Source organism: Sphingomonas sp. (genome assembly GCF_035758555.1).
Classification (GTDB): Bacteria; Pseudomonadota; Alphaproteobacteria; order Sphingomonadales; family Sphingomonadaceae; genus Sphingomonas_B.
Genome location: NZ_DASTXI010000243.1, coordinates 39346 through 61722 on the forward strand (window position 1 = coordinate 39346; position 22377 = coordinate 61722).

The following is a 22377-nucleotide window of genomic DNA, read 5'->3' on the forward strand; positions in this document are numbered from 1 at the left end:
CAAATTTTTCTCGACAAGCCTTTTCTTCATTTGCATTGTGACGAGCATGGAGATTGTCGGCACCCGCATGGTTTCTGACGGCCGCACCGCCCGCCAGATATTCGAGGACGTCATGGCCAATCCGGCCCGCAAGAAGTTCGGATTCGGCCGGAAATTGGCGCTGGTGAACGTCGATCTCCAGCAGGCCTATACCCGAACCGACAGGTTCGCGACGGCCTATGAGAGCGATCCGAAGCAGCTCGATTATGTGAACCAGCTGGCCCGGCTGGCGCGCGCCAAGGGCATGCCGGTGGTCTGGAGCCGGGTCGCCTATATGGACAATGCGCACGATGCCGGCGTCTGGGGCACGCGCACAGACACGCCGGATTCGCTGCAGAATATCAAATACGGGTCGGAGCGGCACGCCTATGACGATCGCTGCGATATCCGGCCGGCCGACCTTCAGTTCACCAAGCGAATGCCGTCCGCATTCTTCGAGACGCCGCTGGGCAGCTATCTGACCTTTCACGGCGTCGACACGGTGGTCGTCACCGGCGGCAGCACGTCAGGCTGCGTTCGCGCGACCGCCGTCGACGCGCTCAGCCACGGCTATCGCACGATCGTGCCGGTCGAGACCTGCGCCGACAAGCACGAGAGCTACCATTTCGCGAACTTGACCGATCTTCAGCTTAAATATGCGGATGTGGAGCCGGTGCAGGCAGTGATCGAGTGGCTGGAGGCGCAGCCGGATGCGTGACGATCCGAGCCTTTACGATTTCGCGCCCTATCGCGACCGGCCGAAGCTGACCTGGCCGGAAGGCAAGACCGTCGCCGTCTGGGTCGCGCCCAATCTCGAATATTACGAGATCGACCCGCCGGCGAACCCCTATCGCAAGAGCTGGGCGAAGCCGCATCCGGACGTGGTCGGCTTCAGCCACCGCGATCATTCGAACCGCGTCTCCCACTGGCGGATGGCCGAAGCAATGACGAAGCACGGCTTTCCCGGCTCGGTCTCGCTCTCCATCGCACTGTGCCAGCACCATCCCGAAGTGGTGGCCGACGCCAATGCGCGTGGCTGGGAGTTCTTCAGCCACGGCATTTACAACACCCGCTACACCTACGGCATGGATGATGCCCAGGAGCGCGCCATCATCGAGGATTCGATCCGCACCGTTCGCGACGCGACCGGGCAGACGATCCGCGGCTGGCTCGCCCCTGCCCTCACCCATACCGAACGCACGCTGGACCTGATCGCCGAATACGGGCTGACCTATACCTGCGATCTCTATCACGACGATCAGCCGACGGCGATCCGGACCAGGTCTGGCCGCCTGATCTCGATGCCCTACAGCCTGGAGGTCAACGACCATTACGGCTTCTTCGTCTACAACATGTCGCCGCGCGATTATGCCGACGCGCTGATCCGCCAGTTCGACCGGTTGGCAGAGGAAGGCGCTGCCTCCGGCACCGTCATGTGCATCCCCCTGCACGCTTATCTGATCGGGCAGCCGCATCGGATCGGGCCGTTCGAGAAAGTGCTGGAACACATCGCGGCGGACGGCCGCGCCTGGATCACCACCGCCGGCGAGATTGCGGACGCCTATCTGGAGCAGGCCGCATGAGCCTTGATCCGACCTATCTGGATTATCCGAAGCGCCGCCACGGCTATGACCACGACCTTTATCCCTGGTCGCGCATTTCCGACCGGCCGCCGGTGCGCTGGCCGGACGGCAAGAGCGTCGCGGTCTGGGTCTGCGTCAGCCTTGAATGGTTCCCGCTGACGCCATCGGACAAGCCGTTCCGCGCGCCGGGGCACATGCAGACGCCCTATCCGGATTACCGCCACTACACCTCGCGGGATTACGGTACCCGCGTCGGCTTCTACCGGCTGCTCGACGCATTCGCTAAAGCGGGCGTGACGGCATCGATCGCGGCGAACGGCGCGATTGCCGAGCGCTTTCCCCAAGTCATCCGCGACGCGGTCGCCGCCGGCCATGAGATCATCGCGCATTCGACCGACATGAACGGCACCATCGCCACCGGCCTCGACGAGGCGGAGGAACGCGCGCTGATCGACCGGTCGCTCGACGCGCTGGAAATGATCGCAGGCACGCGGCCGAAAGGCTGGCTGTCGATCGCGCGCTCGCAGAGCTGGAACACGCTCGACCTGCTGAAGCAGGCGGGCCTCACCTATTGCTGCGATTGGGTGAACGACGAGCTGCCCTATCGCTTCACCAACGGCCTGATCGACCTGCCCCTCAACCATGAGCTGTCGGACCGCCAGATCGTCGCCACGCAGCAGCAATCGGCGGACAGCTGGGCGCAGCAGATCGAGGACGCGTTCGACTGGCTGACGACGGAAGCGGCGAACCACGGCGGCCGCATGCTGCCGATCCACCTGACCCCTTACATTATGGGCCTGCCCTATCGCATCGGCGCGGTGGAAACCCTGCTCCAGAAACTCGCGGCGCGCCCTGAGGCGTGGTTCGCGCCGGGGGGCGCGATCGTTGAAACCTGGGCCGCCCAGCAATGAAACATCCCGCCACTCTCCGTTCGTTTCGAGCGACGTCGAGAAACGACCGCTCGGAGCCTGTGCTTCTCGACTTCGCTCGAAGCGAACGGAGTTGGAAGTGAAGGTTCGCAACCCCCGAACCGGCAAGCTCGACTATGCCGTCGATCCGCTTGGTGCCGCGGAAATCGAGGCCATTTCCGCCCGCCTTCGCGCAGCCCAGTCGGATTGGGCCGCGCTGCCGCCCGAAGCGCGTTCGGCGGCGCTACGCGCACTGGCGGATGCTGTCGACCGCCACCGCAAGCCGATTGCCGAGGCGCTGACGATCGACACCGGCCGTGGAGCTATCTCGCGCGTCGAAGTCGAAAGCGTGATCCGCACGGCGCGCCGCTGGGCCGACCAGGCGCCCGGCCTGATCGCCGCCGGCCAGCCGCAGGGCGTGCCGACTTCCGTCCCGAGCATCGAGACCTCGACCCGCCTTGTCCCCTACCCGCTGGTCGGGGTGATCAGCCCGTGGAATTTCCCGCTGACGCTGTCGCTGATCGACGCGATCCCGGCGCTGGCGGCCGGCTGCGCAGTGATCGTCAAGCCGTCCGAGGTCACGCCCCGCTTCATCCGCCCGGCGCGGGAAGCGATTGCCGAGGTGCCCGAAATCGCGGCCGTGCTGGCGCTGATCGAAGGCGACGGCGCGACGGGCGCGGCGCTGATCGAAGCTGTCGACTATGTCGCCTTCACCGGATCGGTCGCGACCGGCCGCAAGGTCAGCGAAGCCGCCGCGCGTCGCCTGATCCCGGCCAGCCTGGAACTGGGCGGCAAGGACCCGATGATCGTGCTCGCCAGCGCGGACCCTGAGCACGCGGCCGGCGTGGCACTGCGCGCGTCGGTGCTGAACAATGGCCAGGCGTGCCAGTCGATCGAGCGCATCTATGTCGCCCGCGCGATCGCCGGGCCGTTCATCGACGCGCTGGTCGCCAAGGCGGGCGCCGCGCGTCTCAATCATCCCGACGCGGCTTCGGGTGACATCGGCCCCTTCATCTTCGACAAACAGGCGGCGGTCGTCGCCGAACAGCTGCGCGACGCGCGCGCGCGCGGCGCCCGCATCCTGACCGGCGGCGAGATCGAGGAGCTGGACGGCGGCCTCTATCTCCGGCCGACCGTGGTCATCGACGTGACTCCCGATATGGCGCTGATGCGCGAGGAGACGTTCGGGCCGGTCCTTCCGGTCACGCCGTTCGACACGGCCGAAGAGGCCATAGCCCTCGCCAACAGCGGCGAGTTCGGCCTGTCCGCGGCCGTCCTTGCCGGCACGACCGAAGAGGCGGAGCGCGTCGCGGTGCGGCTGAACGCCGGCGGCGTGTCGATCAACGACGGATCGCTGACAGGCCTGGTCTGGGAAGCGGAGAAATCGAGCTTCGGGGCCAGCGGCGTCGGTCCGTCGCGGATGGGCGCGAGCGGGCTGCTCCGCTTCTTCCGCAAGCAGGCGCTGATCCGCCAGACCGGCGCGCCGCTGCCGCTCGCCGCCTATGCGGAGGAAGCACTGTGACCGGCCTTGCCGAGGCGATGCCGAACATGCTCCGCCACGCCGGCGAATGGGACGGCATCTATCGCCACATCGCGGCGGACGGCAGCCTGCTCGACGAACACCGCACCTGGACGCGCTGCGAGTTCCCGCAGAGCGGCGCTTACGCCTATGTCCAGCACAACCGCCTGACCTGGGCGGACGGGCGCACGCTTGAGCGGACCTTGTGCAGCAGCTTTCGCGACGGGATGCTCCATTGCGAGACGGACCGCGTCCGCGGCTATGTCTGGGAGACGCGCGAAGGCACGGTGATGATGCGTCTCGATTACAAGCTGGAGCCGGGGCTGTGGTTCATCGAGATGATCAGCCTGTCTGATGACGCCCGCTCCCGCGCCCGCACCTGGCAATGGTTCCAGAACGGCAAGCCGTTGAAGCGCACATTGTGCGACGAACGGCGAATTGTTTGATTTGGCTTGAGAAAACCTCTTTCCTAACTTGCCATTAACCAATACTGGGCGCACGCTTTCGACTCGGTGAGGAAAAGGGTGCCCGAAATGAAACGCAGCGTCATCCTGGCGTCGGCTTTGTTCATGGCTGCGCCGGCTCATGCCTACCCCATCATGTTCGGCGGCGCATGCGATACGCCAGAAGGCTGTGTCACAGCTCTGCCCGAAGATGCGAACGATCTCTTTATCGGCTTCGACTGGACGATCCCCGACGACGGGATGACCTACAAATGGACGTTCACGGTCGATCAGCCCGGCGCGACGGTGTTCGTGCCCGGTGCCAATCAGGTGGAATTCTACGGCTATCGAAAGACCGCGACGGGCCTTGAGGATCTGACGTCCTTCGACAGCTTCCCCTACCGCTTCGAAGGGTTTCACGAGGACGGCTCGAACGTCACGACCTACTTCGTTCATGCGCCCAAGGGGACGCCCGATAGCTGCGCGACGGCAGCCGTCGGCGACATCTGCTATCGCTACTATCGGGTCTGGAACAACGGCCAGCCGTTCCAATGGGGCGGCACCCACGGCCCGTTCAACATGCGCATTTCGGTGCAGGCGGTCCCGGAGCCTGCGACCTGGGCGCTGATGATCGGGGGATTCGCCGTCGCCGGCGCGACTGTACGCCGACGCAAGGCCGCCGCCTAGCGCTCCAGCTCGACCAGTTCGTACCAGGTCTGCATATAGCCGCCGACGCCGCCCTGGACGAAGATCGAATCCGGGTCCGCCGTCACCCACATATCGTAGTGCGGGTGGGTCGTGCCGCCCATGCCCTCGCTGCTTTCGTCGACGAAGCGGAAGTGGCGGCAGTCGAAGGTGCCGGTGGCGACCGTCACCCGCTCGTCGCCCAGATATTCCAGCATGATGCGCACTTCGGCGATCATCGGCGGGGTCGCGCCGCGATGGTCGGGCGACGGCAGGAACACGCGCACTTCGCGCCGGTGCGGGCCCTTCGACACGTCCATCCGGCTGGTGAGATAGCCGTCGCCGACGATCGGATGGGTGCCGAAGCCGTCGATCGCACCCTGATAGTCGACCCGCTGCGACAGCCGCCCGATCGGCGGTCCGAAGCTCTCGCACTCCACATATCCGTCGCCATGGTGCAGCCAGCCGGTGCCCATGAATTCGTCGCCGACCGTCAGGTGCACGTGCAGGTCATTGGGCCGCCCGTTCGGGCCCAGCGCATAGACGATGTCGCGCAGCACCGTCGGCTCCGGCTCCTCGATCTCGCAGCGCGCGCGCAGGATCACCGATCCGTCGCCATGATGGGTGAAAGCGAACCATTCGCGCCCGCGTTCCCGGTCCATCATCTCGGGCTTTTTGGAGGTGTAGCGGATGCGGCCACTGACCGTGCGGTGCTTCATCGTTCATCGAGCAGGCGCTGCCTGACCTCGTCGGGCGAAGGCTCCGGAGCCGCCGCCATCGCTTCCATGTCCTGCTGAACGCCGCGCATGATCCGCGCGACATAATCCTTGGTCGCAAGGCCGCGCTCATGGGCCGCGTCGCGGTCCGGCTGATAGGCGTCGATATCGGCGCGGCTGATGGTACCCTTGGCGTCCAGCAGCCGCTCGACCGTGTCCAGCCGCTCGCGCAGCACAGAGACTTCGCCGGCGATTGCCAGCACGATTGACAAGGTCCGGTCGATCGCCGGATCGTCGAAATATTGCGGCCTTTTGCCCTTTGCCTTGGCGCCGGCGCGGGCGATCCAGTCGACGCTGTCGCTCATGCCGCCGGCTTCCACGCGCCATAGGCATTCCAGACCGCGGCGCGGCCATGATCTTCCTTCTCGTCGAACGCGCTTTCCGGGAAGACCTCCTTGTCCACGACTGCCTTCACGCCGGTCACGAACAGGCTTTCCGGCGGCAGTCCGGCCCCGGCCATCTGCTTCTTCAGATCGAGCGCGTGCATCGCCGACCAGAAAGGCTCGTTGTTGTTGAACGCGTCCCAGTCGCGGATGAACTGCTCGTAGAGCGGCATCTCGTCCGAATATTGCGGCTGCTCCAGGTGCAGGATCAGCCCGCCCGGCGCGAGCACGCGCGTCGCTTCCTTCAGGATTTGGGGAAACGCCTTGCCCGACAATTCGTGCAGGAACATCGTCGTCTGCACCCAGTCGAAATAGCCGTTGGGGAAGCGGCTCAGATCCTCGGCATTCATCTGGATGAACTTCAGGTTGCGCGCGCCGAGCGCCTGCGCCCGCGCATGCGCGTAACGCAGCGACGGTGCGGCCGTGTCGATCGCGATCACCTCGGCCTCTGGAAAGGCGAGCGCCAGCGGCACGATATTGTGACCGACCGTGCAGCCCAGATCGAGGATGCGGCGCGGCGTCCAGCCCGGCCGCTCGCGCCTGATCCAGTCGACCAGCGCCTGACCGCCGCCATCCGACAGCGCGCCGAGCCCGCCCGCCGTCGTCGCGAAGATGCCGCAGTCATAGTTCGCGCCGGCCGAGACGTCGCCCGGCCGTTCCTCGCCATGATAGCTGCCTGGCATGCAGTGGATGTCGACCGCGGCCTGGTAGTGCGGCACCTTCACCGCCGGGTCGAGCTCCAGCGTGTCGCGGCCTTCGTTATATTGCCGCGCCTTGGCGTCGAGCTCGTCCAGCTGGCGCAACACAATCGAGCGGCCGTTCTGCTGCCGCATCTCCATCGAATTGCGCTTGCAGGCGGACCAGAAGCGATGCCACGGATCCTTGTTCATCGCGTCGCGGATTTCGAACCGGTCCTCAGGATCGCGACCATGTTCCGCCCGGAATGTTGGCAGCACGCGCGTTTCGTAGGCGATCTTGTTGCCGCCCCCGATCGTGCCCGACAGATATTTGTTGAAGTTGGTCAGGAAGTTGAACCGCGCCGCCTCGTCATGGCTGGCGACCGGGAACACCGGATGCCGCGTGACGGCGCTATAAGGCGGCGGAACGTCTTGCTTCATATCACACCTTCCTTGGCGAGGCGCTCGATCACCTCGCTCTGCACCCGCAGGAAATGGTCACGATCGGGCGCTTTATCCAGCAGCGTGCCGGCCGGATGCACGGTCGCCGCAGCATAGGCTGCTGCGAAGAGCTCGGTCCGCTGCCGCGCAAGATAGTTGGTCATGCCCGGCTTGCGCCGCGCGGCGCGGAGCGCGTCGAGATCGATCGCGCCGAACGCGGTGAAGGTCTCGCCGGTGTTGGATTCGGCGAGCACATTGCCCTTCCAGTCGACCACCAGCGAATTGCCGTCGGCCGACGCGAACGGCATCGCCGTGCCCTCGATACCCGCGGTGTTCGCCGAGACGACATAGGCCAGGTTCTCGAACGCGCGCGCCCGCTTGGCGATCGCCTTGTGCGTGGCGACCGGGCTGCCGACCTCGGACGAGCTGTGCACGAAGATTTCCGCCCCGCGCAGGGCATGGGCGCGCGCGATCTCGGGGTAGAGGATTTCCTCCGAAGCGATCGCCGCCAGATTGCCGATCTCGGTCCGCGCGACCGGGAACACGCCCTCCACGCCGTAGACGTCCAGATACTTCGCCCACACATCGTGCGGCGTCGGCGCGAACATCGAGTTCAGGCGGCGGTAGCGCAGCACCACCTCGCCCGACGGGGCGACGACGAAGCTGGTCTGGAAGTAGAGGCCGGGGAAATGCCGGTCCGTCTCATAGGCATTGCCGGCCAGGAACAGATTCTGCGCTTCGGCGATCCGGCCGAACGCCTCATATTCCGGCCCGCCTTCCTCCAGCGCCGCCTTGTCCGCGAAATCGGCGATCGAGATGCGGCCCGGATAGCTGGTCAGCAGATATTCGGGGAGAACGGCAAGCCGGACCTTGTTGCCCGAATATTGCTCGATGAACACGCTTGCGGCGCGCAGCTTCGGCCCGACCGACTCGATCGTGGCCAGCATCTGCGCCCGCGCCGCTGCCCGGTCGGGACAGCGTTCGACCGATCGCGCGGTCAGCTGCAGCGCCAGCGCAGCGTAGGTCACAGCCCCAGCGCCCCTGGGTTCATCCGGCCTTCCGGGTCGACCGTGCGCTTGACCGCCTCGAGCACCTGCCAGCTGGCGGGATCGCTGCGCTCCTTCAGCGGATAGGTGCGCGCGATCTGGAGATGCACGGCCTTTAGCTCCCCGAAGATGTCGATCACGCCCTGCCGCAGCCGGTCGACCAGCGCGCGCGCGTCGGCGTTCGCCGGCGCTTCCTTCAGCCGCGCGAGGTGCGCCGGCTCGACCGAGCGGCGGTGCAGCTCGCCCCAGCTGTCAGGGAAGAAGAAGACAGGCTCGATCAGGAAGCCGGTGCGGCCGACGGTCAGGAACATATAGCCGGCGCCGACGCCCAGCCGTTCCATTTCCGCCGAATGCGCCTCGTAGAGCGCGCCGATCCGCGCCACCGCTTCGACCGCGCGGCTGTGGCGGACGATGCCGTGCACCGGCACCCAGCGCTCGCCCTCCGGACCCAGCATCGAGTTGACAGGCGGGAACGGGTTGGCGCGCAGCACCTTGGGGATCGTGTTCTCGACCGAACGGCCGCCGGCTTCGGCGACGATCCGCTCGACGCGCTTCATGTCCTCCGCAGCCGCCGCGTCGGTCCGGCCCTCGACGATCAGGTGCGCGGAAAAGCGCGCATCGTCGAGGAAGGAGCGGCCCGCCGCGACCACTTTCGCGCCTTCCTTGACCGCTTTCCAGAAGCTGCCCTGCGCCTTCATCATGCCGACCAGCGCCTTGGCGTCGGAGCCGAGGCTGTCGCGCTTCATTCGCTGCGCCTGCAGGAACGGGTCGAAGCCGAAGCATTCGGTGGCAAGGCCGGCCCGCGCGATCTCGCTCATCGCGCCGAATGCCTGGTCCGGCGTGTCGAACGCGAAGCTGCCATAGGCGAAGGCTTCCGCTTCGCGCTCCAGCGGCAGCGTGATATGCGCCTTGATCCCGAATGCGCCGGTGTCGGCCCCGAAGAGTCCGGTCAGATCCGGCCCGAACGGACGCAGGAAGCCGCTGCCGGTGCGCAGCACCGTTCCGTCCGCCAGCACGACGTCGAAGCCGAGCGCCATGTCCGCGATCGTCCCGTTGCCACCACCCCAGAACACGCCGTTCTGGCTCATGCCGCCGCCGACCGTCGCCTTGATGCCGCTGAGCGTGCCCCAGCGCGGCACGCGCAGACCGAGCGGCTTTAGCCGGTCGCGGAGCGCCGCCCAGGTGCAGCCCGCCTCGACCGTCACGACCATATCGACCGGATCGACGTCCAGGACGCGATCCATCCGGCCAAGATCGACGACCAGCGCGCCGGCATCTTCGGTCAGATAGCCTCTGGTGTAGCTCATGCCGCCGCCGCGCGGCACGATGGCGAGGCCGCGGGCGTGGGCCGCCGCGAGGCCTTTCGACAGCTCGTCGATATCGGCGGGGCGGAACACCGCACAAGGCTGCGCGCCTTCGCTGTGGACGTCCTGCGCGTAGAAGGCGCATTCGGCCGGATCGGTCACCAGCGCATCGGCCGGAAACAATGTGGACAGGTCGGTATCGAGCATCGTCGCCATCAGGCTGCCTGCGGTTCGGCGGCGGGCTCGGCGGCCCGCGCCTCGGGATAGCGGCCGAGCGTCAGCAGCAGCGCGCCGCCGACCGCGAACATCAGCATCGCCGCCGCCAGCATCGGATCGTAATTGCCGGTCGCGTCGCGGACCGAGCCGTAGAGCACCGGCGATATCGCCGATCCGATCCCGAAAGACATATACAGGAATCCGTAGATCTTGCCGTAATGGGCGAGGCCGAAATAGCGCGCGGCCATGAACGCGATCACGTCCGATTCCGCGCCGGCCGCAAAGCCGAGCAGGAAGGCGCCCGCGCGGACGACCGTCAGCGAGTCGGCCTGGCCCATCAGCAGGTAGCAGCCGGCGGCAGGCAGCAGCAGCGACGCGAAGGCGACGCCGGGCGCCCACATCCGGTCGAACAACAGGCCGACGATCAGGCGACCGGCAAGAATTCCGATCGCGACCACGGCGATCGTCGCATCGCTCTCCGCCTTCGAGAAGCCGTGGAGCTGGACCATCTGCGACATGTGGATATGGGCGCCGCCATAGGCCATCGAAATGATCGCGATCGACACGAGCAACGCCCAGAAGCGCGGCTCGCGCGCAGCTTGGGCAAGGGTGTGGCCCGGCAGCGTACCGGACGCGTTCGCCAGCGTCTGCGGGCGCTCCTCCGCCCGCGGCTCGCGGAACCAGAGCAGCCCCAGCGGCAGTGCGATGCAGAGCGGCAGCAGTGCCAGCGCCGGATAGGCGGCGCGCCAGCCGCCGGCCGCCACAGCCCAGTGCGCGATCAGCGGCACGACGATTCCGGCGATGCTCGTCCCGATCAGCATCAGGCCGAGCGCCAGGCCGCGATTGCGGTCGAACCAGACGCTGACTGCCCGGCTCCAGGTCACGGGCGTCGATCCGATGCCGATCACGCCGATCACGACCCAATAGCCCCAGAACAGCCAGATGTTGTTGGGCACGAACCACATGCTCGCGAACGCGACACCGAACAGGAACAGCGACCACAGCGCGACCTTGCGCACGCCGTAGCGGTCGGCGAGCGAGCCCACATAGGGCGCCGTCAGCGACGCGATGATGCCGTAGATGGTGACGCCGATGCTGATCGACGCGAAGTCCCAGCCCGTTGCGTCGTGGATCGGCCCGATCACGACCGGCATGCTGCTGAACGGCACCGGCGACGCACCGCAGGCCGTCCCGACCAGCGCGGCAACGAGCGGTTTCCAGCCGAGCGCGAATTCGGAGCGCGCCTTCACAGCGGATCGCCGGAAAGCTCGGTCAGCTCGAACACCGAGTCGATATAACCTTCGACCACGCCTTTCACGTAAAGGAAGTCGCCGTCGCGCGTCACCCAAAGATGATATTCAGGATGATCGTTGGTCAGCCCGACGAAGCGGATGCGATGGCAATCGAACCGCCCCGCCGCGACGTCGATCGTCTCCGGGCCGACATATTCAAGGCCGCTGCCGGTGGTCGCGATAAACGGCCCGGTCGCGCCGAAATGGTGGGTGCTGTGCATCAGGTTCCGGCCGAAGAACTGCACATGGCCCGCGCCTTTCTCGTACGGGAAGGCGGCAGCAAGCCAGGCGTCGGACTGGACCGCGTGCATGCCGAAGCCGCGGATCGGCCGCCGGATCGGGAAGCGCTGCGAAATGCGGCCTTCGTCGCGCGTCACGGATTCGCAGATCGCCTCGTCGTCGGTGAACGAGAACCAGCCGCTGCCGGTCACTTCCCCGTCGCGCATGATCCGCACGAAGGCGTCCTTGGGATGGTAATCCGGATGCGCGGACTGGGTGCTGTCGCGCACCACCCAATCCTTGCCGAAGCGCATCTCGCAATGCGCCGAGAGGACGCGGAGGCCATCGCCCCCGCGCGTCATCCGCCACTCCTCGACGCCCCATACCCCGCCGTCCTGCCGGCTGCGATATTCGATCCGGCCCTGGCGGCGGGGAAGCAACTCGAACGCTGACATGATGCGCGTGCGCCCTCTCTAGAAGTTGTAGCGGGCGCGGACCGTCCACGTCATCGGCGCATTCAGATAGCTGTAGTTGGACAGCGAGGTCTGGATGAACTCCTTGTTGAAGCAGTTGGAGCATTCGACCGACAGCTTCCAGCGATTGTTCGGCGTGTTCAGCGCGATGCTTGCGTTGAACAGCCACGCCGACGCGCTGTGCGATCCGGTGATGAAGGCGCCATCGCCGAACGGGTTCGACGGGAAGGTGCCGTTCGTGCCGGTCACCGGCTGGTCGTAAAGGCTCAGGTTGGCGATCGCGACTTCCTGCTTCGAATGGTAGGTCGCATTGATCGCCGGAACCACCGACCAGCCGCTGTCGCCGATCTCGGCCTTGTAGCTGCCGCCCAGCGCCAGCGACCAGCGCGGCGTGCGGACCGGGGTGGAGATCGTGCCGTTCGCGGTCACGATGCCATTGGCGCAGGCGGTCGTGTTCGGGCCGCCGGGGATGCGGCCGGCTGCAAGCGCTGCCTGGCAGGCCGCGAGCTGGCCCTCGACCGACTGGATGCCATACGCATCGAACGGCGGCGCGTTCTTCGGCAGCCGGTAATTGTCGTGCTGATAGCCGACATTGGCGTAGAGGTTGAGGTTGTCGACCGGAACGACGGTGACTTCGGCCTCGATGCCCTTGTTGCGGTAGTCCGCGAAGTTGCGCGTCAGGAAGGTCAGCGTCCCGTTCGTCGGGTTGAGCAGGCCGGCCAGCACCTGCAGGTCCGATACGTCCAGCCAGAAAGCGGTCAGGTTGACGCGCAGCCGCCGGTCGAGCCAGTCGGATTTTATGCCGGCTTCGTAGCTCCAGACCTTTTCCGGGTCGAACGGCAGGAAGGTAGCGGGCGAGCTTGCGCGGGCGTTCCAACCGCCGGACTTGAAGCCTCGGGTCGCCGACGCGAACAGCAGCACCTGGTCGTTGGGCTTGAAGTCGATCGCGAACCGCGGCGTCCAGATCTTGGTCTCCTGCCGGGTCGGAATGCGCGCGCCAGAAGCCGCGACCAGATTGGCGTTGTCGAGGCAACTCGCTTCCAGCGTACCGTCGTTGCACGACGCGCGATTGTCGTTCAGCCGGATCGTCTTAGTCTCGTCCGTGTAGCGGATGCCCGCGGTCAGCTTCAGCTGGTCGGTGACGTTGAAGTCCGCCTGGGCGTATCCGGCGATCGCCTCGGTGCGGTTGTGCAGGATACGGTCGGCGAGCAGCAGCGAAAGCGCCGGGGAAACGCCGAAGATGTCGGCGAAATCGGTCTTGTTGCGCTCGTCGATGTAATAAAGACCCGCCACATAATCGATGAAGCCGTTTGCCAGCTTCCCGTTCAGCTTCACTTCCTGGGTGAATTGCTGGTGGTGGCCGTCATTGACGATCACGAACCCGCCGCGCGCGAGGCCGCGGACCGGCGGCCGGGGCACGGATACGGTCGGGCCGGCGCGGCCGTCGAAGAAATCGAGGCCGTATTGCTGGCTGAGATTCACGAACCCGGTGATCAGCGCCAGCGTGGTGTCGGACGCAACATCGAACTGCAAATGCGACGTGATGATGTCGCTGGTCGATTCCTGGCCCATCCCGAAATTGGCCTTGCGGCCGCTGATGACCAGCGGCGCATAGGGCGATGGCGGGCCGTCGATCTCCGCTAGTCCGCTCGTGACGAAGCGCCCCTTGCAGTCGCTCGGATTGGCCGGATTGCAGGTGAAGTTGAGGATGTTTTCGCCATTGGCGACGATATGCGCGAAGGACGCATTCCAGCGGACCGAATCCGACAACTCGCCGCGGATGCCGAGCCGGGCGCCCCAGCCGTCGTCGTCGTTCAGGCGCTCGCCGGTGGTCACGTTTTTGACGTAGCCGTCGTCGTTCTGAAAATAGCCGCTCAGCTTGATCGCGAAATCGGGCGCGAGCGGAATGTCGACGGAGGCGCGCCCAAGCACCTTGTTGTAGCGGCCATAGCCGACCTCGGCATAACCGGCGAAATAGTCCCCCGGCTGCTTCATGATCACATTGATCGCACCGCCGGTCGTATTGCGCCCGAACAGCGTGCCCTGCGGGCCGCGCAGCACCTCGACGCGGTCGACGTCGAACAGCGACAGGTTGTTGGCGTTCTGCCGGCTCAGATAGATGTCGTCGACATAGGTGCCGACCGGCGGGTCGAAGGTGGCGATCGTTTCGGTGCTGCCAAGGCCGCGGAGGAAATAAGCGTTGGCGGAGCCGATGCCGGTGTTGTTCTGGGCGACGAGATTCGGAACGAAATTGCCGATATCCAGCGTGTTCGTGATGCCGCGCGATGCCAGCTGCTCGCCTGACAGGGCGGTGATCGCAATCGGCACGTCCTGCGCCCGCTCGGCGCGGCGCTGCGCCGTCACGACGATATCGGAAATCTGGGACCCGTCATCCGTCGCAGCCTGGGTCTCTGGCGGAGCGGCGGCCGCCGCCTGATCGCTCTGAGTCCTGTTCTGGTCGGTTTCGGTCTGCGCCCATGCCGGCGCAGCCAGGGTCAGCACGGTTGCGGCGGAAGCAAGCCAGAGTGCGCGCATCGATTGTCCCCTCCTCTCGCCGGCCATCTCTTGCCACGGGCCGTGCGATGTGATTTGTCCGGACAACTTTCACGGAATAGCGGATGCTGTCAAGCATGCTTTGTCCGGACTTTTAAAGGGGAGTTCCCGATGGCCGATTTCGCTTACCCGACCCTGGTCTGGGCCCATCTGCTCTTGTTCGTATTCTGGCTCGGCGCCGATGTGGGCGTGTTCGTGCTCGGCCAGCATTTCCGCCGGCGCAATACTTATTCGCTCGATCAGCGAATCGCACTGCTGAAGCTGCTGGTCGAAGTCGACATGGTGCCGCGCACGGCTTGGGCATTAATGGTCCCGGTCTCGCTATCGGTCGTCTCGATGGGCGGGATGTGGGCGGTTCCCGCGCCGCTGCTTGCCGGCGCCTGGGTTGTCGGGGCGCTGTGGCTCTGGCTGGTGTGGGACGCGCATTTTCACGACCAGACGCTTCGCGCCGCGCGCAACCGGCGAATCGAATTCTGGCTCAAGATTCTGATCGCCACCTTCTACACCGGGCTCGGCCTTGTCTCTATCGGCACCGGCTCGCCGCTCCCCTTTGCCTGGCTCGCCTGGAAGGCGCTGCTGTTCGGGACGATTTTCTGGGCCGCGATCATGATCGATGTCGCGTTCAAGCCGGTCGGGCCGCAGCTCGGGAAGCTGCTCGCCGAAGGCTCTAGCGATGCGACCGAGATCCCGCTGCTGCGCACGATGAACCGCACCCGGCTGTGGGTGTGGTGCGTCTATCTGCTGCTGCTCGCCACCTCGTATCTGGGTGCGGTGAAGCCGTTCTGAACGATCGCGCTTGACTTTAAAGTTGTCCGGACAAATTGTGAGCGACATGACCAAGGGGGCACATTCTTCCGGGCTGGCTGCGCGGCTGCAGAGCCTGCTGTTCGTGCCGGGCAGCCGGCCTGACCGGTTTGCGGGCGCGCTGGCTTCCGGCGCCGATGCCGTGTGCATCGACCTGGAGGATTCGGTGCCACCCGCCGACAAGGCTGCGGCGCGCGAGGCCGCGCTGGCGGCGATCGCCGCCGATGACAGCGGGCGACTGATCCTGCGCTGCAACGGACTCGGCACGATCGAAGGCGTCCAGGACGTCGACGCGATCGCGACTGCTCTGGCGCGGGGCGCCAGAACGCCGTCGCTGTTGCTGTTGCCCAAGGCCGAGAATGCGGAGCAGCTGACGGCGCTCGCGCAGCAGACGGGAGCGCGCCTCGGCCTGGTGCCGCTGATCGAAAGTCCGCGGGGCCTGCGCGTGGCGGCCGCGATCGGCAGCGTGCCGGGGGTGGTGGCGATGATGTTCGGCGGCGGCGACCTGTCGGCCGAGCTCGGCGTCGAGCTTGCCTGGGAGCCGCTGGCCGTCGCGCGGGGGCTGTTCTTGCTCGCCTGCGCCGAAGCAGGCGTGCCGGCCATCGACGTGCCCTGGATCCGGCTCGAGGATGCCGCCGGGCTTGAGGATGAGACGCGCCGGGCCAAGGCGCTCGGCTTCGCTGCAAAGGCAGCGATCCATCCGGCGCAGATTCCGACTATTCATACCGTCATGCGGCCGACGCCGGACGAGATCGAGGAAGCGCACGCCGCCGCCCTCGCTTTCGCGGAAGCGGGCGGCGCGGCGGTGCGCTTTCGCGGCCGCATGCTCGAGGCGCCGGTGATGCGCCGCTACAGCAGGATTTTGGAACAGGAACGACACCATGCGTGAAGGAAGTATCGAAGTCGCACCAGGCCGCTATCGCGAGACGTTCGGGCGGTATTTCGAGGATTTCAACGAAGGCGACATCTATGAGCATCGCCCCGGCCGCACGATCACGGACGCCGACAATGTCTGGTTCACGCTGCTGACGATGAACACGCACCCGGCGCATTTCGACTATGAATTCGCCAAGAAGACCGAGTTCGGAAAGCCGCTCGTCTGCTCTCCGTTCACAGTCGCGCTGATGGTCGGCATGTCGGTGTCGGACGTCAGCCAGAAGGCGGTCGCCAATCTCGGCTGGTCGGACATCAAGCTGACCGGCCCGCTGTTCCCCGGCGACACGCTCTATGCGGAGAGCCAGGTTGTCGAAAAGCGCGAGTCGAAGTCGCGGCCCGAACAGGGCATCGTCACCGTCCGCACGATCGGCAAGAACCAGCATGGCGAGGTGGTCTGCACCTTCAACCGCTCGATGCTGATCTGGAAGCGCGGCTGCGGCCCGATGGAAAGCTGAGCCGGTCGATGGCGACCCTCGCCCCTGATCGTGCCGCGACCGCCGGTTCGCGGGTCGTCGACTATATCCACGGCCCGATCGTCTCCTCCGGCGATCTCGACGCGCACCTCGCGCTGTTCGCGGCGTTCGGCCTGCGCGAGGCGGATCGCGTCAGCCGCTCCGAAGCGGAGGTACATGCGCTCTGGGGCGTCGACGGTCAGTCCTGCGAGGACGTCGCGCTGGTCACGCCGGGATCGCGCTTCGGGCTTCGCCTGGTCCGCTTCTCGCCCGGGTCCGGCATCGTCATCCGCTCAGAGGCGCGCGGGTCCGACAGCGAGGCGCTTAAGGTCATCGACTTCTACGCGCCCGACCTGGGGGCAGCACAGCGCGCGATCGAGGATGCCGGGTTCGTCTTCAGGGACGCGGTCGCCGAATATGACACGCCCGAAGGCCGCTTTCGGGAAGCCCATCTCTGGGGCCCCGACGGCGTCGTGTGCGCGCTCGTCGCCGGCGACCCGGCATTCTTCGAAAGCTTCGCAACGGTGCGCGACCGGCTGGTCAGCGAGCCGCAGAGCATCTCGGGGCCGGTCCGCGATCCGGAAGCGACGCTCGCCTTCTTCCGCCAGGTCTTCGGGCTCGCGCCGATCCACACCTACGGCGTCGCAGACGATAGTTTCCAGGCGCTGGTCGGCGCGGGATCGACACTGAACGTGCGGGCGTGGAACGTCGGCACCGACACGCGCGAACCCTATTTCGGCGTCATCGATTACGGCCTCCCATCGGGCGAGCAGGCGTCGCTCGCCGGGATTTCGCGGCCCCCTGCCCGCGGCCTGATCGGCGCTACGCTGATCGTCCGCGATATCGACGCCGTCGCCAGCGCGGCCCGCGCCTTCGGCGGCACCGATCCGGTCGAGGCAGTCGTTCCCGGCATGGCTGCCGCCCATGTCGTCACCGTGCCGGCCCCGAACGGCGGCTGGTACCAAGCTCTTCAACCCATCAATCCAAGGACCGCCTGATGGCAAGCGCCGTAGATAGCGTTCGCACGATCGAGGCTGACCAGGAGGCCGCTTTCCTCGACGCGATCGATCGCTGGATCGAGCGCGAGGTGCGCCCCCAGGTCATGCATCATGACCATGAAGACCTCTGGCCGGCCGAGTTGGTCGATCAGATGGCCGAAATGGGCCTGTTCGGCGCCACCATCGGCCAGGAATATGGCGGCCTGGGGCTGCCGGCCACGACCTATGCCAAGATCGTCGCGCGCATCTCGTCCTACTGGATGGCGCTGACCGGCATCTTCAACTCGCATTTGATCATGGCCGCTGCCGTCGAGCGGTTCGGCACGCCCGAGCAGAAAGCGGAATGGCTGCCGAAATTCGCGACCGGCGAAATCCGCGGCGGCCTGGCGCTGACCGAACCCGACGCCGGCACCGATCTCCAGTCGATCCGGATGACCGCCCGGCGCGACGGCGACGGTTACGTCATCAACGGCACCAAGACGTGGATCTCGAACGGCATCAAGGGGAGCTGCTTCGCGCTGCTGGTCAAGACCGATCCTGAAGCCGAACCGCGCTACAAGGGCATGAGCCTGTTCATCGCGCCGAAGGGGCCTGGCTTCGCGGTCGGCAAGAAGTTCGAGAAGCTCGGCTACAAGTCGATCGATTCCGCCGAGTTGATCTTCGACGACTATCGTATCCCCGCCGCCAACCTGATCGGCGGCGTCGAGGGGCAAGGGTTTCTTCAGGCGACCGGCGGCCTTGAACTCGGCCGGATCAACGTCGCAGCGCGCGGTGTCGGCCTGGCCGAAGGCTCGCTGCGCCTCGCCACCGAATATGCCCAGCTCCGCAAGACGTTCGGAAAGCCGATCGCGCAGCACCAGGCCATCCAGCTAAAGCTTGGCGAGATGGTCACGCGGGCCCGCGCCGCGCGGCTGCTGACGTTTGACGCCGCCGAAGCCTATGACCGGGGCGAGCGCTGCGACATGGAAGCCGGCATGGCGAAATATTTCGCATCCGAAGCCGCGGTGCGCAACAGCGAGGAGGCGATGCGCATCTTCGGCGGATACAGCTATTCGAAGGAATATGAGATCGAACGCTATTACCGGGACGCGCTGCTGATGTGCATCGGCGAGGGGACCAACGAGATGCAGCGCATGATCATTGCGAAGCAATGGCTGAAGCGGAATCCGGTATGAGAGAGCGCCGCTTTTATGACAGCCCTCTCCCCGCAGGGGAGAGGGCAGGCTTGCGAAGCGAGCCGGGAGAGGGGCTGACACGTCGTGGCAAGACGCCCGAACACTTGCTCACGAGAGCCAAGCAGATGCGCCACGAACCGACTCCGCAAGAAGAGGCATTGTGGGAAAGGCTCAGGGCCAAACGGCTGGACGGCTGGAAGTTTCATCATCAATCGCCGCTCGGCCCCTTCATCCCTGATTTCTCTTGCCCCAAAGCCAAGCTGATCATTGAACTGGATGGCAGTCAGCACAGCGAACGCGAAGGCTATGACGCCGACCGCACTGCGTTTCTGGAGCACCAAGGCTATCGCGTGCTGCGTTTTTGGAACTGCGACATTGATCAAAATCTCGATGGGGTTTTGATGCTGATCCGGGAGGCCCTTTCTGCCCCTCTTCCGGCCCGCGAAGCGGGCCTGCCCTCTCCCCTGCAGGGAGAGGGCTAATGACCCTCCCCCTGTCCGGCTATCGCATCCTTTCCGCCGAGCAATATGGCGCAGGCCCCTACGGCACGATGTTCCTCGCCCAGTTGGGCGCAGAGGTAATCAAGATCGAAGCACCGAAGGGCGGCGACACGGCTCGCGCCGTGGGTCCCCATTTCCTGCGGCCGAACGAAAGCATCTTTTTCCAGACGTTCAACCTGAACAAGAAATCGATCACGCTCGACCTGAACAGCGAGGACGGGCAGCAGGTGCTGCACCGGCTGGTCGGCAGCGCCCATGCCGTCGCGAACAACCTGCGCGGCGACCTGCCCGCACGGATGGGTCTGACCTACGGCGCGCTGAAGGCTGCGAACCCGGCGATCGTGTGCGCGCACCTGTCCGCCTACGGCCGCGACAACGAACGCGCGCGCTGGCCGGGCTATGATTATCTGATGCAGGCGGAAGCCGGCTTCCTCGCCATGACCGGAGAGCCCGACGCGCCGCCGACCCGGTTCGGCCTGTCGATCGTCGACTTCATGACCGGCACGATGATGGCGGTCGGCCTGCTCGCCGCCCTGCTCGACGCGCAGCGCAGCGGGAAAGGGCGCGACATCGACGTGGACCTGCTGTCCGCCGCGCTTCACCAGACCAGCTATCCGGCGATGTGGTATCTGAACGAAGGCGACGTGACCGGCCGCAGCCCGCGATCCGCCCATCCTTCGGTCACGCCCAGCCAGATGTTCCGAACCGCCGACGGGTGGATCTTCGCGATGGCGCAGCTGCCGAAATTCTGGCGCGTGCTGGTCGAGCGGATCGGCCGGCCGGAGCTGGCGGACGATCCGCGTTTTGCCAGCGCAGAGGCGCGGCTGGAAAATCGCGAGGCGCTGACCGAGCTGCTGGACCAGACGTTCATGCAGCGCCCGACTGCTTATTGGCTGGAGCTGCTGGCCGGACACATGCCGGTCGCGCCGGTGTTCCAGCTCGACCAGGCACTCGACAATCCGTTCATCCGCGAACGCGGTCTGGTCGATACCGTGAGCCATCCGGACCGCGCGGAGCTTCGCGTGCTGGCGAACCCGATCCGGATCGACGGCGCGCAGCTTCCGAACCGGGCGGCCCCGCTGCTCGGCGCGGATACCGACGCCGTGCTTGCCGAGGCTGGTCTGGACTCCGCCGAGATCGAACGCCTGAAGGACAAGGGCGTCATCTGACGATGAGCAAGCTCGCCGGCATCAAGGTCGTCGACCTGACGCAGTTCCTGCCCGGACCGATCATGACGATGATGCTGGCCGATCAGGGTGCGAACGTCGTGAAGATCGAGCCACCCGCCGGCGACCCCGCCCGCGAGATGCCGCCGTTCGAAGCAGGCGAGTCGATCTGGTTTCGCAACGCCAATCGCGGCAAGCAGAGCCTGCGTCTCGACCTGAAAAGCGACGAAGGCAAGACGCGGCTCTGGGAAGAAATCGAGAGTGCGGACGTATTCGTCGAGGGCTTCCGTCCGGGCGTGATCGGCAGGCTCGGTTTCGGCTACGAAGCCGTATCGGCACGCAATCCGCGGATCGTCTATTGCTCGATCTCCGCCTTCGGACAGGCGGGCGAGATGGCGCATCACCCGGCGCACGATCTTGCCGTGCAGGCGCTGGCCGGATTCCTTTCGGTCAATGACGGGCCCGACAGCACGCCGGTCGTGCCGGGCGCGCCGTCGGCCGACATGGCCGCGGGGCTGACCGCGCTCGGCGCCGTGCTGATGGCGCTGATCGGCCGCGAGCGAACGGGGCGCGGCGACTATGTCGACATCGCGATGTTCGACAGCCTGCTTCCCTGGTGCGCGCACACGGCAGGAGAGGCGATCGTGGGCGGGCCGGCGCCGCGCTCGGCCAACCAGCGCTCGCTGGGCGGGGCAGCCTTCTACAATGTCTACGCCACCGCCGACGGCCGGCACGTGGTGCTCGGCGCGCGCGAGATGAAGTTCGTCCGCAACCTGCTGGCGGCACTGGGCCGCGAAGACCTGATCCCGCTGGGCGAAGCCGCACCGGGCCCGGCGCAAGCGCCGCTTCGCTCATTCCTGGAGCAGACATTCGCAACCCGCACGCGCGACGAATGGGTCGCCTGGTTCGCGGATAAGGATGTCGCCTTCTCGCCGGTCCTCGATTTCCGCGAAGCGTTCGCGCAGCCGCATGCGGCAGAGCGCGGACTTCTGATCGAAGCGGGCGGCGCGCACCTGATCGCGCCGGCGATCCGGTTCGGGCGGCGCGGCTGATGTCAGGCTTCGACGTCCATGTGCATTGCGTAGGCGAAGCGGTCGCCGGGATGCTGGCTGGTCGAAATCTCGAACAGCCGGCCGGTCGTGTCGTAATAGCAGCGCAGGATGCGCAGGCACGGGCTGCGCCGCGCGACCTTCAGTTCGCTCGCCACCGAGGCACTCGCCGGCACCGCCTGGATATCCTGCGTGACCTGCGAAATGCGAAGATGTCCGAGCCGCTCCAGCTGGCGAAAGATCGTGTCCTCGGCCGGATCGAGTTCCGCGACGGCGTCGTGCAGGTCTGGGTGTACGAAGGCGTCGGTCAGCGCGATCGGCGCGCCCAGGCCTTCGCTGATGCGCAGTCCGCGAAAGTGCGACCATTTGCCGGACATCGGCAAAGGCAGCTGCTCCATAAGCTTCTTCGGAATGGCAGCATCCGGCAGCCGGACGAAATCGACGCGCGTGTCGCGGGCGTATTGCATCAGCTCGCCGACGTTGGACAGCGGCTGGTGCAGCGCACCTCCCCGCGCCGCCGCCGGCTGGATCACGGTGCCGGAACCGCGCTTGCGCCGGATCAGGCCTTCGTTCTGCAGCGCCCGAAGCGCCTCCCGCACCGTGAAGCGGCTGACTCCATAACGCGCGCACAGCTCGTTTTCGGTCGGAAATTGGTCAGGCGCCGGGAAATCGCCCCGCAGGATCGCCCCCCTCAGGTCGTCGGCCAGTTCCTGGTAACGCGGCTTTCTGGTCGCCGGGGTCCTGATATCGGTCGCCAAGCCA

At 66.1% G+C, this 22377-nt stretch carries 23 protein-coding genes; 14 read left to right on the top strand and 9 right to left on the bottom strand.

Annotated elements, in window-relative coordinates; all coding sequences use genetic code 11:
- The first annotated feature begins 46 nt into the window (after positions 1-46).
- From VFT73_RS14665 to VFT73_RS14690, 6 genes are all read left to right on the top strand, one after another.
- Positions 47-736, top strand: coding sequence for an isochorismatase family protein (locus VFT73_RS14665; RefSeq protein WP_326412746.1), 690 nt, complete (start codon positions 47-49; stop codon positions 734-736).
- Complete coding sequence (locus tag VFT73_RS14670) at positions 729-1601, top strand: polysaccharide deacetylase family protein (RefSeq protein WP_326412748.1); 873 nt, start codon at positions 729-731, stop codon at positions 1599-1601. Before VFT73_RS14665 ends, VFT73_RS14670 begins: the two co-directional genes overlap by 8 nt.
- A complete protein-coding gene (locus VFT73_RS14675; RefSeq protein ID WP_326412750.1) occupies positions 1598-2512 on the top strand; it encodes a polysaccharide deacetylase family protein in 915 nt (304 codons plus the stop codon). Before VFT73_RS14670 ends, VFT73_RS14675 begins: the two co-directional genes overlap by 4 nt.
- Before the next feature lie 97 nt (positions 2513-2609).
- On the top strand, positions 2610-4031 hold the full coding sequence (locus VFT73_RS14680) for an aldehyde dehydrogenase family protein (RefSeq protein ID WP_326412752.1): 1422 nt from the start codon (positions 2610-2612) through the stop codon (positions 4029-4031).
- Positions 4028-4474 carry a hypothetical protein gene (locus VFT73_RS14685; RefSeq protein WP_326412754.1) on the top strand — a complete coding sequence of 149 codons (447 nt, stop codon included), beginning with the start codon at positions 4028-4030 and terminating at the stop codon, positions 4472-4474. The genes VFT73_RS14680 and VFT73_RS14685 overlap by 4 nt, the downstream gene beginning before the upstream one ends.
- Before the next feature lie 87 nt (positions 4475-4561).
- The gene (locus VFT73_RS14690; RefSeq protein WP_326412756.1) at positions 4562-5158 is read left to right on the top strand and encodes a PEPxxWA-CTERM sorting domain-containing protein; all 597 of its coding nucleotides are present in this window, start codon (positions 4562-4564) and stop codon (positions 5156-5158) included.
- Here the strand turns inward: VFT73_RS14690 and VFT73_RS14695 are convergent.
- The 8 genes from VFT73_RS14695 to VFT73_RS14730 are packed head-to-tail and all read right to left on the bottom strand — an operon-like array spanning position 5155 to position 14517.
- Complete coding sequence (locus tag VFT73_RS14695) at positions 5155-5874, bottom strand: hypothetical protein (RefSeq protein WP_326412758.1); 720 nt, start codon at positions 5872-5874, stop codon at positions 5155-5157. The two genes, VFT73_RS14690 and VFT73_RS14695, sit on opposite strands and share 4 nt — an antisense overlap.
- Positions 5871-6236, bottom strand: coding sequence for a hypothetical protein (locus VFT73_RS14700; RefSeq protein ID WP_326412760.1), 366 nt, complete (start codon positions 6234-6236; stop codon positions 5871-5873). The genes VFT73_RS14695 and VFT73_RS14700 overlap by 4 nt, the downstream gene beginning before the upstream one ends.
- Positions 6233-7432 (bottom strand): class I SAM-dependent methyltransferase, encoded by a 1200-nt coding sequence (locus VFT73_RS14705; protein WP_326412762.1) that lies wholly within the window; start codon positions 7430-7432, stop codon positions 6233-6235. Before VFT73_RS14705 ends, VFT73_RS14700 begins: the two co-directional genes overlap by 4 nt.
- Positions 7429-8460 (bottom strand): nitrilase-related carbon-nitrogen hydrolase, encoded by a 1032-nt coding sequence (locus tag VFT73_RS14710; RefSeq protein ID WP_326412764.1) that lies wholly within the window; start codon positions 8458-8460, stop codon positions 7429-7431. Before VFT73_RS14710 ends, VFT73_RS14705 begins: the two co-directional genes overlap by 4 nt.
- A complete protein-coding gene (locus VFT73_RS14715) occupies positions 8457-9998 on the bottom strand; it encodes an FAD-binding oxidoreductase (RefSeq protein WP_326412766.1) in 1542 nt (513 codons plus the stop codon). Before VFT73_RS14715 ends, VFT73_RS14710 begins: the two co-directional genes overlap by 4 nt.
- Positions 9998-11248, bottom strand: a complete 1251-nt coding sequence (locus VFT73_RS14720; protein ID WP_326412768.1) for an MFS transporter — start codon at positions 11246-11248, stop codon at positions 9998-10000. The genes VFT73_RS14715 and VFT73_RS14720 overlap by 1 nt, the downstream gene beginning before the upstream one ends.
- Entirely contained in the window at positions 11245-11964 is a 720-nt protein-coding gene (locus VFT73_RS14725) for a hypothetical protein (RefSeq protein WP_326412770.1), read from the bottom strand. Before VFT73_RS14725 ends, VFT73_RS14720 begins: the two co-directional genes overlap by 4 nt.
- A gap of 18 nt (positions 11965-11982) precedes the next feature.
- Positions 11983-14517, bottom strand: coding sequence for a TonB-dependent receptor (locus tag VFT73_RS14730; protein ID WP_326412772.1), 2535 nt, complete (start codon positions 14515-14517; stop codon positions 11983-11985).
- A 129-nt stretch (positions 14518-14646) separates the two neighbouring features.
- Between VFT73_RS14730 and VFT73_RS14735 the strand changes: the two genes are divergently transcribed.
- The 8 genes from VFT73_RS14735 to VFT73_RS14770 are packed head-to-tail and all read left to right on the top strand — an operon-like array spanning position 14647 to position 21618.
- Positions 14647-15321 carry a hypothetical protein gene (locus VFT73_RS14735; protein WP_326412774.1) on the top strand — a complete coding sequence of 225 codons (675 nt, stop codon included), beginning with the start codon at positions 14647-14649 and terminating at the stop codon, positions 15319-15321.
- A gap of 46 nt (positions 15322-15367) precedes the next feature.
- Positions 15368-16228 (top strand): HpcH/HpaI aldolase/citrate lyase family protein, encoded by an 861-nt coding sequence (locus tag VFT73_RS14740; protein WP_326412776.1) that lies wholly within the window; start codon positions 15368-15370, stop codon positions 16226-16228.
- The gene (locus VFT73_RS14745; RefSeq protein ID WP_326412778.1) at positions 16221-16730 is read left to right on the top strand and encodes a MaoC family dehydratase; all 510 of its coding nucleotides are present in this window, start codon (positions 16221-16223) and stop codon (positions 16728-16730) included. The genes VFT73_RS14740 and VFT73_RS14745 overlap by 8 nt, the downstream gene beginning before the upstream one ends.
- Before the next feature lie 8 nt (positions 16731-16738).
- Positions 16739-17725 carry a hypothetical protein gene (locus tag VFT73_RS14750; RefSeq protein WP_326412780.1) on the top strand — a complete coding sequence of 329 codons (987 nt, stop codon included), beginning with the start codon at positions 16739-16741 and terminating at the stop codon, positions 17723-17725.
- Positions 17725-18900, top strand: coding sequence for an acyl-CoA dehydrogenase family protein (locus VFT73_RS14755; protein WP_326412782.1), 1176 nt, complete (start codon positions 17725-17727; stop codon positions 18898-18900). The genes VFT73_RS14750 and VFT73_RS14755 overlap by 1 nt, the downstream gene beginning before the upstream one ends.
- The gene (locus VFT73_RS14760; protein WP_326412784.1) at positions 18876-19382 is read left to right on the top strand and encodes an endonuclease domain-containing protein; all 507 of its coding nucleotides are present in this window, start codon (positions 18876-18878) and stop codon (positions 19380-19382) included. Before VFT73_RS14755 ends, VFT73_RS14760 begins: the two co-directional genes overlap by 25 nt.
- A complete protein-coding gene (locus VFT73_RS14765; RefSeq protein WP_326412786.1) occupies positions 19382-20569 on the top strand; it encodes a CoA transferase in 1188 nt (395 codons plus the stop codon). The genes VFT73_RS14760 and VFT73_RS14765 overlap by 1 nt, the downstream gene beginning before the upstream one ends.
- Positions 20570-20571: 2 nt before the next feature.
- Positions 20572-21618, top strand: a complete 1047-nt coding sequence (locus VFT73_RS14770) for a CoA transferase (protein WP_326412788.1) — start codon at positions 20572-20574, stop codon at positions 21616-21618.
- Between the two features lie 2 nt (positions 21619-21620).
- Here the strand turns inward: VFT73_RS14770 and VFT73_RS14775 are convergent, their stop codons facing one another.
- Positions 21621-22373: a GntR family transcriptional regulator gene (locus tag VFT73_RS14775; RefSeq protein ID WP_326412790.1), complete on the bottom strand. Its 753-nt coding sequence runs from the start codon at positions 22371-22373 to the stop codon at positions 21621-21623.
- Positions 22374-22377 lie beyond the last annotated feature (4 nt).

Excerpts from the sequence above, each read along its gene's own strand:
- VFT73_RS14700 (WP_326412760.1), bottom strand. The coding sequence starts at position 6,236 with ATGAGCGACAGCGTCGACTGGATCGCCCGCGCCGGCGCCAAGGCAAAG.
- VFT73_RS14765 (WP_326412786.1), top strand. The coding sequence starts at position 19,382 with ATGACCCTCCCCCTGTCCGGCTATCGCATCCTTTCCGCCGAGCAATAT.
- VFT73_RS14740 (WP_326412776.1), top strand. The coding sequence starts at position 15,368 with ATGACCAAGGGGGCACATTCTTCCGGGCTGGCTGCGCGGCTGCAGAGC.
- VFT73_RS14755 (WP_326412782.1), top strand. The coding sequence starts at position 17,725 with ATGGCAAGCGCCGTAGATAGCGTTCGCACGATCGAGGCTGACCAGGAG.
- VFT73_RS14745 (WP_326412778.1), top strand. The coding sequence starts at position 16,221 with ATGCGTGAAGGAAGTATCGAAGTCGCACCAGGCCGCTATCGCGAGACG.
- VFT73_RS14735 (WP_326412774.1), top strand. The coding sequence starts at position 14,647 with ATGGCCGATTTCGCTTACCCGACCCTGGTCTGGGCCCATCTGCTCTTG.
- VFT73_RS14695 (WP_326412758.1), bottom strand. The coding sequence starts at position 5,874 with ATGAAGCACCGCACGGTCAGTGGCCGCATCCGCTACACCTCCAAAAAG.
- VFT73_RS14750 (WP_326412780.1), top strand. The coding sequence starts at position 16,739 with ATGGCGACCCTCGCCCCTGATCGTGCCGCGACCGCCGGTTCGCGGGTC.
- VFT73_RS14730 (WP_326412772.1), bottom strand. The coding sequence starts at position 14,517 with ATGCGCGCACTCTGGCTTGCTTCCGCCGCAACCGTGCTGACCCTGGCT.
- VFT73_RS14770 (WP_326412788.1), top strand. The coding sequence starts at position 20,572 with ATGAGCAAGCTCGCCGGCATCAAGGTCGTCGACCTGACGCAGTTCCTG.
- VFT73_RS14760 (WP_326412784.1), top strand. The coding sequence starts at position 18,876 with ATGGCTGAAGCGGAATCCGGTATGAGAGAGCGCCGCTTTTATGACAGC.
- VFT73_RS14725 (WP_326412770.1), bottom strand. The coding sequence starts at position 11,964 with ATGTCAGCGTTCGAGTTGCTTCCCCGCCGCCAGGGCCGGATCGAATAT.
- VFT73_RS14665 (WP_326412746.1), top strand. The coding sequence starts at position 47 with ATGGAGATTGTCGGCACCCGCATGGTTTCTGACGGCCGCACCGCCCGC.
- VFT73_RS14670 (WP_326412748.1), top strand. The coding sequence starts at position 729 with ATGCGTGACGATCCGAGCCTTTACGATTTCGCGCCCTATCGCGACCGG.
- VFT73_RS14690 (WP_326412756.1), top strand. The coding sequence starts at position 4,562 with ATGAAACGCAGCGTCATCCTGGCGTCGGCTTTGTTCATGGCTGCGCCG.
- VFT73_RS14715 (WP_326412766.1), bottom strand. The coding sequence starts at position 9,998 with ATGGCGACGATGCTCGATACCGACCTGTCCACATTGTTTCCGGCCGAT.
- VFT73_RS14705 (WP_326412762.1), bottom strand. The coding sequence starts at position 7,432 with ATGAAGCAAGACGTTCCGCCGCCTTATAGCGCCGTCACGCGGCATCCG.
- VFT73_RS14675 (WP_326412750.1), top strand. The coding sequence starts at position 1,598 with ATGAGCCTTGATCCGACCTATCTGGATTATCCGAAGCGCCGCCACGGC.